Source organism: Thermococcus sp. JCM 11816 (genome assembly GCF_055396515.1).
This window is the reverse complement of the sequence record NZ_AP043741.1, coordinates 1,129,580-1,140,510: the sequence shown is the minus strand read 5'-3', so window position 1 is coordinate 1,140,510 and position 10,931 is coordinate 1,129,580. Positions and strand designations below refer to the sequence as shown.

At 52.7% G+C, this 10,931-nt stretch carries 9 protein-coding genes; 5 read left to right on the top strand and 4 right to left on the bottom strand.

Going from position 1 to position 10,931, the window contains the following annotated elements; genetic code table 11:
* Positions 1–4 precede the first annotated feature (4 nt).
* The gene (gene herA / locus ACZ5TN_RS06500) at positions 5–1,783 is read right to left on the bottom strand and encodes a DNA double-strand break repair helicase HerA (RefSeq protein ID WP_464917548.1); all 1,779 of its coding nucleotides are present in this window, start codon (positions 1,781–1,783) and stop codon (positions 5–7) included.
* Positions 1,784–1,982: 199 nt separating this feature from the next.
* On the opposite strand from herA, the gene rimI reads away from it, so the two are divergent.
* Both rimI and endA read left to right on the top strand, forming a co-directional pair.
* Positions 1,983–2,483 (top strand): ribosomal protein S18-alanine N-acetyltransferase, encoded by a 501-nt coding sequence (gene rimI, locus ACZ5TN_RS06495; RefSeq protein ID WP_464916284.1) that lies wholly within the window; start codon positions 1,983–1,985, stop codon positions 2,481–2,483.
* Positions 2,483–2,989: a tRNA-intron lyase gene (endA, locus tag ACZ5TN_RS06490; RefSeq protein ID WP_011251165.1), complete on the top strand. Its 507-nt coding sequence runs from the start codon at positions 2,483–2,485 to the stop codon at positions 2,987–2,989. The genes rimI and endA overlap by 1 nt, the downstream gene beginning before the upstream one ends.
* A gap of 107 nt (positions 2,990–3,096) precedes the next feature.
* Here endA and ACZ5TN_RS06485 read toward each other — a convergent pair whose 3' ends face one another.
* The 3 genes from ACZ5TN_RS06485 to ACZ5TN_RS06475 form a co-directional block, all read right to left on the bottom strand.
* Positions 3,097–3,345 carry a hypothetical protein gene (locus tag ACZ5TN_RS06485; protein ID WP_464916283.1) on the bottom strand — a complete coding sequence of 83 codons (249 nt, stop codon included), beginning with the start codon at positions 3,343–3,345 and terminating at the stop codon, positions 3,097–3,099.
* Between the two features lie 67 nt (positions 3,346–3,412).
* Positions 3,413–3,721 carry a hypothetical protein gene (locus ACZ5TN_RS06480; RefSeq protein WP_464916282.1) on the bottom strand — a complete coding sequence of 103 codons (309 nt, stop codon included), beginning with the start codon at positions 3,719–3,721 and terminating at the stop codon, positions 3,413–3,415.
* Between the two features lie 384 nt (positions 3,722–4,105).
* Entirely contained in the window at positions 4,106–5,293 is a 1,188-nt protein-coding gene (locus ACZ5TN_RS06475) for a glycine C-acetyltransferase (RefSeq protein ID WP_011251167.1), read from the bottom strand.
* 160 nt (positions 5,294–5,453) lie between these two features.
* Here ACZ5TN_RS06475 and ACZ5TN_RS06470 point away from each other — a divergent pair, with 160 nt between their 5' ends.
* From ACZ5TN_RS06470 to ACZ5TN_RS06460, 3 genes are read left to right on the top strand one after another with little or no spacing between them, the layout of a single operon-like run.
* Positions 5,454–8,054, top strand: coding sequence for a replication factor C small subunit (locus ACZ5TN_RS06470; RefSeq protein WP_011251168.1), 2,601 nt, complete (start codon positions 5,454–5,456; stop codon positions 8,052–8,054).
* 5 nt (positions 8,055–8,059) lie between these two features.
* On the top strand, positions 8,060–9,559 hold the full coding sequence (locus ACZ5TN_RS06465) for a replication factor C large subunit (protein WP_464916281.1): 1,500 nt from the start codon (positions 8,060–8,062) through the stop codon (positions 9,557–9,559).
* Positions 9,560–9,614: 55 nt separating this feature from the next.
* Positions 9,615–10,931: an ATP-binding protein gene (locus tag ACZ5TN_RS06460; RefSeq protein WP_464916280.1), complete on the top strand. Its 1,317-nt coding sequence runs from the start codon at positions 9,615–9,617 to the stop codon at positions 10,929–10,931.

Sequence of the window (10,931 nt, the reverse complement as noted above, 5' to 3'; positions counted from 1 at the left end):
CACCTCAAAAGTCAACCTCGATGCCCTCTTCTTCATACATCTCTTCCTTCTCCTTCTCCTCAAGCTCGCGCCTCTTCCTTTCAAGCCACCTCTCGACCGCGCCTATGTCTTCTCCTCCGTAGTTCCCGCCGAGGGCCTTGAAGTTGTATATCTTAACCAAAGCCGGAAGGCTTATCGCCTGACCGACTATCACTGCCTCACCCTTGCCCAGTCCAGCGATGTCGCTCATAAGCTCCCCGCTCACCTGCTCGCTGGCCCTTATGACGTACTGCTGGTCGTTCGGGTTGACGATGCGCATGATGATTTTGGTGTTCGTCTGGCTCAGGACGTCTTCGCTGAGCCTGCTCGGCCTCTGGGAGACCAGACCGAGGCCGACGCCGAACTTCCTTCCCTCCCTCGCTATTCTTCCAAGTATTCTGACGGCTCCTCCCTTCTCTCCATGAGGCGCGAAGATGTGAGCCTCTTCCACGATGACCATAACAGGTTCAGCAAGGGCGGGATAGTTTTTCTCCACTCCCCTCATGAACTTCTCAAGCTCGCTTATCTCCTCCGAAACTGCCGAGATGTTGCCTGGATAGGTCGTCCTGAGGTCGTCAAGCCTCTTTCTGGCCTTCTCGTAGTCCATCCTCGTCTCAAAGACCTTTTCGAGGAACTTGGCAACTACCAGTTTCATCTGGCCCTCGTCGAGCGGGCCGAGGTCTATAACGTTCACCTTGCCTGGCTCTATGAGGGCAACTATGTCTTCGCTCGAGAGCAGATGGCCGTAGTTCCTCAGGAAGCGGGAGACCTTCATGGTAAGCCTCATTATCGTCTCCTTCTCCGCCGATTTTATCTCTCCGAGGTCTCTATACTGGCCGGCATGTGGATCCCAGTAGGTTCCGAATCCATCGCTTGCCCACTTTTGGAGTAAATCGTGGACGAGCTTGACCGCTTCCTTTCCGCCAATTCCCGGGTTCTCGTGAAGAACCGTGTCCCAGGCCCTAAGCAGGTAGGAGCGCTGTATGCTCGCGTTGCTCTGGATCTCCATCAAATCTGCCAGCTCCTCGCCGTCCATTGTTTCCGGCCTTATTTTGGCATCTATCCTCTTTACGTACTCCCTTCCCGTCCCAGGCAGGCTGAGCTTCGTGTAGTCACCGTGGGGGTCGAGGACTATCACTGTTCCGCCGAGCTCCTCAACGAGCTTCCAGAGCATTACCGAAACTGTGTTGCTCTTTCCTGCACCCGTCACAGCTAAAATTGCGAAGTGCCTTGACACAAGCTCGTTCACGTTGAGATAAACCGGGACGTCTTCCCTGATTATCAGTCTTCCAAGCTCTATGTAGCCGTTTCCGCCGTAGTATATTGCCCTCAGAAGGTCCGAGCTGGCTAAATAAACCCTGTTCCCGTTTGGGACGGGAACTCTGGTCGGGACTACTTCAGCCTTCTCGCCGTTGAGCTGAACCTTTCCGAGGACGTGGACGGTAACTATCAGCGCCTCATTCTCGCCTATGCTCTCTCCGTACTCCCTTATGTCGAGCTCAAGGGAGCTGTATGTGCTCTTACCCTCGCTCAGGAGCCAGTTTATGTTCTTAAGCCCTCTTATTGTGCCGATAACCCACTCAACGCCCTCTCCATTTTCTCCCCAGCGGCAGTTCCGATCTTTAGCTTCTTTGCAGAGCCTCGCAACCACGAAGTCTCCGAACTTCAGGTCCGTGTCGGGATGAGCGTAGAACTGGAACGAGCTAACCGTTGCCTCCCCAGTCACGATTCCAACGGGCTTGTTAATATCCTCGGCTATCCTCATAACTCCCACCTATCGAGTAACTTCCAGTTTCAGAGTTTTAAACTTTGCTGCTTGCCTATTCTTACCACAAAAGGAGAAAAATCAGCCAGGAATCCGGTCATCATCCTGCCCGTCAGGTTCGAGAGTGCTCATCACCTTGGGTGGCCACCCATCAAGGGCTCTCCTCAATCCTTTTAAGGCTTTGGAGGGAGTTTGTAATATGAGCACATCAGCTAGAGAGGTCAGCAGAAGGATTCCCCTCGCGATGGTCGTGATAAGGCCGGCGAAGCTCTTCGACATCCCTGAGGTTATGAGGATAGAGCGCGAATCTTTCCGCGAGGCCTACCCGAGAGGGATTTTCTTAATGTTTCTCGAGAACAATCCCGAAACCTTTCTCGTGGCGGAGTACAACGGGAAGGTTATTGGCTACGTGATGGGCTATCTTCGCCCGGACCTTGAAGGACACATAATGAGCATAGCCGTTGATAAAGAGTACCGCGGCAACGGAATAGGTTCTGCCCTCCTATCTGAAGCCATTGAAAGACTCATAAAGAGGGGCGCCCGCTACATCGGCCTGGAGGTCAGGGTGAGCAACGAAAAGGCGATAAGGCTCTACGAACGCTTCGGCTTCAGGAAGGTTAAGAGGATTATAGGCTACTACTCCGACGGCGAGGATGCCTACTACATGCTACTCCCAGCGGAGGAATGGAGGGGAAGCTGATGATAATCTTCTACCTGAGCGGCGACAGGGTCTTCTCAACCGATCAGAACGCGATAAACGGGCTCTACAACAAGCGATACTTTGGAAAGGTCGTTGAGGGTAAGCTGTTTCTATCTCTTCTAGAAGCGGCCTATCTAGTGGAGCGCGGCAAGATTGAGGTCAGGGACGGCAAGAGGAAGCTCTCGCTTGAGGAGATAATGAACCTCGGCAGGGCCAGGGATGAGCTCTTTGATGCAAAATATCTCGTCTACAAGGACCTGAGAGATAGGGGCTACACTGTGAAGTCCGGCCTGAAGTTCGGCTCCCACTTCAGGGTCTACCGGAGGGGAATGGAGGAGCACTCCGAGTGGCTCGTCTGGGTTGTCCCCGAGAACTCCAGGTTAAGTCCAAACGACATAACCGCTCGCGTCAGGGTGGCTCACGGCGTGAGGAAGAACATGATAATGGCGATAGTTGACGAAGACGCCGACGTGACCTACTACAAGGTCGAGTGGGTGAAGTTCTAATCTTCAGCTTTTTATCTCCCTGAGTTCTTTTACAACGTTTTGAACCCACCTTGGGAGTTCGTCGTAGGTGGCTCTCTGGGGGGTGGTGTTTTCTGCCTGACTTTTAATTAAATATTCTTCCCGTTAGGGGGAGAAAAACTAAAGGATTTTGCCTTTTTAGGGGCTACTTCCCAGGAGAAAGTCCAGATGACAAGATAGTACCACAGGACGAGGAACAGAGTCACCACGAGATAGCTCTTCGCCAGGGAAACAAATGGGGACAGGAGCATACCTATCACGCTCAGGGCCCACCCGTAGCGGTAGGGGGAAGGCTTGTCGCCCTTGGCATTCCTGACCACTGGGACTATGATTACCACGTTAAGATCTTAATAATCACAGGCAAGAAAAGAGTAAACGAAAAAGAAATCGAATGGTCTCATATGATCATCCCGCGCGCTTCAGGATTAACACTAGGATGAACTCTATAATGAGGCCAATGAGAGCAAAGTATTCTCTTTTTATATTGACAATAAAAGCTAGACCAAGCCAGAGGATCGTGAAGAGGCCTATTGCTGTGATTTCCATCTTTGAAACGCGTCTTTCAAGGTATCCACCCAGTATGACCATGAACACAATCCCGCCGACCTCAATCCATGTTAAGGGCCGGCTAACTTTCCTTGGAATATTAAGCAGTGCCAGCAGGAAAAGGAAGAGAAAGTAAAGGGTGGGAAGTACAAGGCTCCAACGTTTCATAGTTTCACCTCATGGGTCTGGTATGTGGTAATCATTTTTAAGGGTGCGGGGGCCAATCCTAAGATACTTGAGGACGGGCCCGTAGACGTACATGGGTGGTGTCCACTGCCAGTGCCATTCATTCTTCCAAGCCACCCACACCCAGAGGCAACTGTACTCATCAACAAATGAGGACATCCTTATAAGCTTTTCTCATCAAATAAGTAAAAATTCTTTATTTCTTTTTAAGTTTAAATTTAATTAATAGCTGCGTTTTGCTCTTAGAACCGATAAAAAGAAGCCTGAGTAAAAGAGTTGCATGGAGATACAATGGAACTTACTGAAAGCTAAGCCGAATTTTTATCCCTTTTCAAGACTTCAGAAGATAATAAAGAAAAGGGAACTTCACTTCAGGAACCCGGTCTTCTTTCCGAGGTCTTCGAAGGCATCTATGACGTACTGCAGGTCTTCCTTGCTGTGGGCGGCTGAGGGTTCGAGCCTAATCCTCGCAGTTCCGAGCGGAACTGTCGGATAGACGATCGCCTGCGCGAAGATGTTGTACTCGTCGTACAGCCTTCTCGAGAACTCCTGGGCGAGCTTCTCATCGTAGAGCATAACTGGGGTTATCGGGTGCTTGGTGTTGCCGAGGTCGTAGCCGAGGTCTCTGAGGCCCTTCTGGAGGAAGTTGGTGTTGTCCCAGAGCTTCCTAACGAGCTCGTCACTCCTCTGGAGTATCTCAACGGCCGCTATAGCCGCTGCAACATCAGGTGGGTTCGGGGCGCTCGAGAAGAGGAACGGCCTCGCCCTCTGGCGGAGGTATTCGATAGCCTCCTCCGGACCCGCTACGTAGCCTCCAATGACACCGAAGGCCTTGCTGAGGGTACCCATTTCGAAGTCAACCTTGTCGTGGAGCTTGAAGTGGTCAACGATACCCCTTCCGCTGTCACCGAGGACACCCTCACCGTGGGCGTCGTCGATGTAGAGTATGGCATCGTACTGTTCAGCCAGCTCGGCCATCTCCGGGAGCGGTGCTAAATCGCCGTCCATCGAGAAGACGCCGTCGCTGACGATGATTTTCTTCTTCTTGTCCTTGTTCTCTTCGAGGCGCTTCTTTAAGTCCTCCATATCTATGTGCTTGTAGATGACCTTAGGCGCACCGCTGAGGCGCATTCCATCTATGATGCTCGCGTGGTTGAGTTCTTCGCTGATGAACACACCGTCCTCGCCCTTCTTAAGGAGCGCGCTTATAGCTCCGAGGTTGGCGTTGTAACCGCTCTGGAAGAGTATGGCCGCTTCCCTCTTCTTGAACTTGGCCAGTTTCTCCTCAAGCTCCACGTGGAGCTCCATGGTTCCGGCGATAGTTCTAACAGCTCCAGCACCAACACCGTAGTCAAGGATAGCCCTTATGGCCGCGTATCTTATCTCCGGGTGGGCGGCTAGGCCGAGATAGTTGTTGGAGCACATGTTGAGAACCTTCTTCCCGTCAACTACAACCCACGGGCCCTGGGCGCTCTCAAGCTTTCTGATGGTTACATACAATCCCTTATCCTTGAGCTCCTGGAGCTCCTCCCTAATCCAGTCAAGCTTTCCCATGAGAATCACCGATGGTTCTTGGTCATTGAAGTATAAAAGTTTTGCAGTGGGCAGGTCAGTGCAGTTCCACGAGAAGACAATGGTTGGTTGGGTACAGCGTCCCAGTGAGACGGCAAAAGCCTTAAACTCTGGGGGCTCATAAAGGTTTAGGTGAAAATCCATGTCCGAGGAAGTGAAGGAAGTTAAAATTCTCGAAAAGCCGTGGGTCGAGAAGTACAGACCCCAGAGGCTCGAGGACATAGTAGGTCAGGATCACATAGTCAAGAGGCTGAAGCACTACGTTAAAACCGGCTCGATGCCGCACCTTCTATTCGCAGGGCCACCCGGCGTCGGGAAGTGCCTCACTGGGGATGCTAAGGTCATAGCCAACGGCAGGCTCTTTGAGCTGGGAGAACTCGTTGAAAAAGTTTCCAAGGGTAGGTTCGGCCCCACACCAGTTGAAGGTCTCAAAGTCCTTGGAATAGATGAGGACGGAAAGCTGAGGGAGTTCGAGGTTCAGTACGTCTACAAGGACAGGGCCGAGAGGCTGATAAAGGTAAGGACTCGCCTCGGTAGGGAGCTCAAGGTCACTCCCTATCACCCGCTACTCGTGAACAGGAAAAACGGGGAGATCATGTGGGTAAAGGCTGAGGAACTCAGACCAGGCGACAGGCTTGCCGTGCCGCGCTTCCTTCCGGCCATAGCTGAGGAAGACCCCCTGGCTGAGTGGCTTGGCTATTTTATTGGGGACGGCCACGCCGACTCGAAGAATAAAGTAATCACCTTTACAAACACAGACCCATCTTTAAGGCAGCGCTTTATGGAGCTGACCGAGAGGCTCTTCCCAGATGCGAAGATCAGGGAAAGAATCCACAAAAACAGGGCACCGGACGTTTACGTGAACTCACGGAGGGCCTGGGAGCTTGTAAGTTCGCTTGGTTTGGCCGGGAGAAAAGCGGATAAGGTTTACATACCTGAGAAAGGCTGGGAGGGGATTCGCTCCTTCCTCAGGGCATACTTTGACTGCGATGCTGGAGTTGATAAGAACGCCGTAGTACTGGCAACTGCCAGCAGGGAAATGGCGGAGCAGGTGACCTATGCCTTAGCTGGTTTTGGAATAACCTCAAAGATAAGGGAGAAAAAAGTCAGGGGTAAGACATACTACCATGTCACAATCTCAGGTTCAGAGAACTTGGAGAGGTTTCTGAGCGAGATCGGCTTCTCCCACAGGGAAAAATTGGAAAGAACCCTAAAGCTCGTCAAGAAGCCCAACCCGAACCTCGACAGCTTGAATGTCAACTATGAACTTATCTCCTACGTTAGGGACAGGCTTAAGCTAAACTTCTCCGACGATAAGAGGAGCTGGAGCCACAGAAAGGCTAGAAAGATCTCGTGGGAGCTGATGAAGGAAATTTACTACCGCCTCGATGAGCTTGAGAGACTGAAAGAATCCCTCTCAAGGAGCATCCTCATAGACTGGAACGAGATGGCGGAGCGGAGAAAGGAGATAGCGGAAAAGACGGGGATTAGGGCCGACAGACTCCTCGAGTACATTAAGGGCAAGAGGAAGCCGAGCCTGAGGAACTACATCAAGATAGCGAAGGCCCTTGGGATCGACCTTGAACCTACGATTAATGCCATGAGGGTCTTTGCAAGGAAGTACTCAAGCTATGCCGAAATCGGAAGGAAACTCGGCACCTGGAACTCCAGCGTGAGAATAATTCTTGAGAGCAACACGGAGAAGATCAAGGAACTTGAGGAAATAAGGAAAATCGAGCTCGAACTAATAGGGGAAATCCTCTCCGACGAGAAGCTTAAGGAAGGGGTAGCATACCTGATATTCCTCTCCCAGAATGAGCTCTACTGGGACGAGATAACCGAAGTGAAGGAGCTTAAGGGCGACTTCGTCATCTACGACCTCCACGTTCCAGGATACCACAACTTCATCGCCGGAAACATGCCGACGGTTGTTCACAACACAACCGCTGCACTGGCTTTAGCTAGAGAACTCTTCGGTGAGAACTGGAGGCACAACTTCCTAGAGCTGAACGCGAGCGATGAGAGGGGTATAAACGTCATCCGTGAAAAGGTAAAGGAGTTCGCGAGGACGAAGCCGATAGGCGGTGCGAGCTTTAAGATAATCTTCCTTGATGAGGCAGATGCCCTCACACAGGACGCTCAGCAGGCCCTCAGAAGGACGATGGAGATGTTCTCGAACAACGTCCGCTTTATCCTGAGCTGTAACTACTCCTCAAAGATCATCGAACCCATACAGTCGAGGTGTGCCATCTTCCGCTTCAGACCGCTCCGCGATGAGGACATAGCGAAGCGCATCAGGTACATAGCCGAAAATGAGGGTCTCGAGCTCACCGAGGAAGGCCTGCAGGCGATACTCTACGTCGCTGAGGGCGATCTCAGGAGGGCAATCAACGTCCTTCAGGCGGCAGCAGCCCTCGACACGAAGATAACCGACGAGAACGTCTTCCTCGTGGCCAGCAGGGCGAGGCCTGAAGACGTACGTGAAATGATGACCCTTGCTCTGGAAGGCAACTTCCTGAAGGCCAGAGAGAAGCTGAGGGATATCCTGTTAAGGCAGGGCCTCAGCGGTGAAGATGTCCTCATCCAGATGCACAAGGAGGTCTTCAACCTCCCGATTCCCGAGGACAAGAAGGTGGCCCTGGCGGACAAGATAGGAGAGTACAACTTCCGCCTGGTTGAAGGGGCTAACGAGATGATACAGCTCGAGGCACTCCTTGCCCAGTTCACGATTATGGGTAAGTGATCCCTATGACGGAAGTCCCATGGGTTGAAAAATACAGACCTAGGAAGCTCAGCGAGATAGTAAACCAGGAGAAAGCGTTAGAGCAGGTTAGGGCGTGGGTCGAAGCCTGGCTCCACGGAAATCCGCCGAAGAAGAAGGCCCTCCTTCTAGCAGGCCCCCCTGGAGTCGGCAAAACGACCACCGTCTATGCCCTGGCCAACGAGTACGGCTTCGAGGTCATCGAGCTCAACGCAAGCGACGAGAGGACGTATGAAAAGATAGAGCGCTACGTTCAAGCTGCATACACCATGGACATCCTCGGAAAGAGGAGGAAGCTGATATTCCTTGACGAGGCTGACAACATCGAGCCCTCTGGGGCGAGGGAGATAGCGAAGCTCATCGACAAGGCGAGAAACCCGATAATAATGAGCGCCAACCACTACTGGGAGGTTCCCAAGGAGATACGCAACAAAGCCCAGATAGTCGAGTACAAGAGGCTGACGCAGAGGGACATCATAAAGGCCCTCGTGAGAATCCTCAAGCGCGAGGGACTCGAAGTTCCCAAGGAGGTTCTCTACGAGATAGCGAAGAGGGCTAACGGCGACCTGAGGGCAGCTGTAAACGATCTTCAGACCGTTGTTACCGGTGGAGTCGAGGATGCCGTTGAAGTCCTGGCTTACCGCGACACTGAGAAGAGTGTTTTCCAGGCGCTTGCCCAGCTGTTCGCAACGGACAACGCCAAGAGGGCAAAGTTGGCTGTTCTTGGAGTTGACATGATGCCGAACGAGCTTCTCCAGTGGATAGAGGAGAACATCCCTTACGTCTACTACAAGCCGGAGGACATAGCCAGGGCGTATGAAGCAATCAGCAGGGCTGATATATACCTTGGCAGAGCCCAGAGGACTGGGAACTACGGCCTCTGGAAGTACGCAACCGACATGATGACGGCTGGGGTGGCGGTCGCTGGCATCAAGAAGAAGGGCTTCGTCAAAATCTATCCGCCGAAGACGATAAAGCTCCTCACCGAGAGCAAGGAGGAGCGCTCGCTCAGGGATTCAGTAATCAAGAAGATAATGAGCGAAATGCACATGGCAAAGCCCGAGGCTATAGAAACCCTCCGCTACCTCAGGGTTATCTTCGAGAACAACCCCGATTTGGCGGCCCACTTTGTCGTTTTCCTCGACCTCAGCGAGAAGGAGGTTGAGTTCATAGCCGGCGATAAGGAGAAGGCGAAGACGATATGGGCAAAGAGCATGAACATCGAGAAGAAACTCAAGAAAGAAGGTGAGCTTGAGGCGAGAGCAAAGGAAGCCGAAAGAAGGGTGGAAGCGGCTGAGGAAGAGGAAACTATGGAAGCTGGGGAACCTGAAGAAGAACTTGAAGAAGTCGAGGAGGAAGAGTTAACCGAGGAGGAGCTTGAGGAAGCGGAGGAAGAGATAGAGACCGTTGGGAAGAAGGAGAAGCCCGAGAAGGAGAAAACCAAGAAGGGCAAGCAGGCGACGCTGTTCGACTTCCTCAAGAAGTGAATTGTATTGCGAAAAATATAAAAACCCACTTTTCTTATATTTTCTGTGATATAAAATGCTGAGCCGGGAAGAGCTTATTGAGGTGCTTGCCCCCTACAACTTTTGGGGTAGAGAGCAGGATACAGGCATCACGAGAGGAGATTATCTTAAAGATATAAGACGGAAGCTCTCCACGGGGAACGCCCTGGCTCTCGTGGGGGTTAGGAGGGCGGGCAAGACCACGTTAGCCCGTCAGTACCTGAGATTCCTAATAGAGAAGGGTCTTCCGCCGGAGGAGACGCTCTACGTTAACCTTGAGGAGCCTAGGTTCTATCCAGACCTGAGCCTGGAGCTTCTGGAAGAGATCTTCTCGGCGTTTAAAACCTACATCTCAAGGGGAGCTAGACCCGTGGTGGTTCTCGACGAGGTCCAGAACGTCGAGGGCTGGGAGCGGTGGGTCAGGAAGGTTCTGGATTTGGGTGAAGCCGAGGTCATAGTAACCGGGTCGAGCTCCTCCCTCCTCCGCTCCGAGCTTGCGACCCTCTTAACCGGACGCGTTTTAGTAACAGAGGTTTACCCCCTCTCATTCAGAGAGTTTCTCTCCTTCAAGGGGCTCCCCATTGAACTTCCTGCCCTTCTCGGAAGGAGGGGGGAGGTTGAGAGGGCCTTAAGGGAGTACCTTGAGTTCGGCGGGTTCCCGCAGGTCGTCCTAACCGATGACGAGGGATTGAAGAGGGAGCTTTTGAGGGAACTGTTCGAGGGAATAATCCTTAGGGACGTTGCCTACCGCCACGGCTTCAGGGACGCGAGGCTCGTCAAACTCGTCGCCGAGCTGGCCTTAAGCCGGTTCTCCGCTCTAGTGAGCGCATCAAGGCTGAGGAACGAAGTCTCGGGGATAGTTGGGAGAAAGGTCTCGCCAAACCTTGTAGATTCCGTCCTCGACGCAATGGAGGAGGCTTACCTTATCCACAGGGTTCCGATCCTCTCGCCAAAGGTGAAGGACGTGAGGAGGTATCCGAAGAAGCTCTACGCGGTTGACACCGGGCTGGCCAACGTCATGATAACGCGGTTCACAGAGAACATAGGGAGATTGGCGGAAAATGCGGTGGCGAGGCACCTCGTGCAGAGGCACGGGAGGGAGAACGTCTTCTACTACAGGAACGGCCACGAGGTTGACTTCGTGGTGAGAGAGAATCTAAAGATATCGAGGCTCGTTCAGGTGAGCTGGGACGTTGACGAGAGCTGGGAGCGGGAGGTGGAGGGCCTTGTCGAAGCGGCGAAGCACTTCGGCTTAAGCGAAGGAACTGTGGTAACGGGCTGGAAGTCCTGCGAGGAGAGGGTGAAGGGGATAAACGTCAGATGCCTCCCCCTGTGGAGGTTCCTGCTCTCTTGA